General features: G+C 59.3%; 1 protein-coding gene. It reads left to right on the plus strand.

The genetic code is table 11. From position 1 onward, the window contains the following. The first annotated feature begins 30 nt into the window (after window positions 1-30). Window positions 31-849 (plus strand): enoyl-CoA hydratase/isomerase family protein, encoded by an 819-nt coding sequence (locus tag MDG893_RS20385; RefSeq protein ID WP_007155748.1) that lies wholly within the window; start codon window positions 31-33, stop codon window positions 847-849. Window positions 850-884 lie beyond the last annotated feature (35 nt).

The raw sequence follows: 884 nt of genomic DNA on the forward strand, positions 1-884 counted from the left end.
CTCCCCCGGACACATTTAGTGGAGTCAGATATGGATCAGTTTCCGCAGTGCGAAACGCTTCTTCTTGAAAAACAGGGGCCTGCCCTTTTCGTCACGATCAACCGGCCGGACGTTCGGAACGCCATGAGCCTGCAGATGGTGGCGGAACTATCGACGGTGTTCAGTCAGGTTGAGAATGACGCCAGCATTCGTGCCGTGGTGATTCGCGGAGCCGATGGCCATTTTTGCGCCGGCGGGGATATCAAGGACATGGCCGGTGCCCGAGGGCAGAAATCCGCCGAAGGCGAAGAAGACCCCTTTTATCGACTGAATCGGGCATTCGGGCAAATGATTCAGCAGGTGAATGAGTCGTCGAAGGTCGTGATTGCCGTTACCGAGGGCGCGGTGATGGGCGGCGGCTTTGGGCTGGCCTGTGTGTCGGATGTGGCGATTGCGGGACCAACAGCCAAGTTTGGTATGCCAGAGACAACCCTGGGGGTGATTCCTGCGCAGATTGCGCCGTTTGTGGTGGAGCGCATCGGGCTGACACAGGCGCGTCGGCTGGCGTTGCTAGGGCTGCGGGTGGATGCGGATGAGGCGTGCCGGCTGGGGATTGTTCATCAGGTCGCGGAATCGGAAGTTGAGATTGATGAGTTGCTCGGTCATGCAGTTGAGCGTGTTCGGCAGTGTGCGCCGAATGCGACGGCCCAGACCAAGGCGTTGTTGCACCGCGTTGGTCACGAGTCGATGAGCGGGCTTCTGGACAGTGCGGCTGCGAAGTTTGCCGAGGCGATTCGCAGTGACGAGGGTTCCGAGGGGACTCTTGCGTTTATGCAGAAGCGGCCGGCTTCTTGGGCTGCTTCTGAGTGACGTTTTTTCAGGCTTTGGTGAAGGGGTGGGGTTGA

Source organism: Marinobacter algicola DG893, assembly GCF_000170835.1.
GTDB classification, from domain to species: Bacteria; Pseudomonadota; Gammaproteobacteria; order Pseudomonadales; family Oleiphilaceae; genus Marinobacter; species Marinobacter algicola.

Bases quoted from the DNA above. Each gene is read 5' to 3' on its own strand.
- MDG893_RS20385 (WP_007155748.1), top strand. From the start codon at position 31: ATGGATCAGTTTCCGCAGTGCGAAACGCTTCTTCTTGAAAAACAGGGG.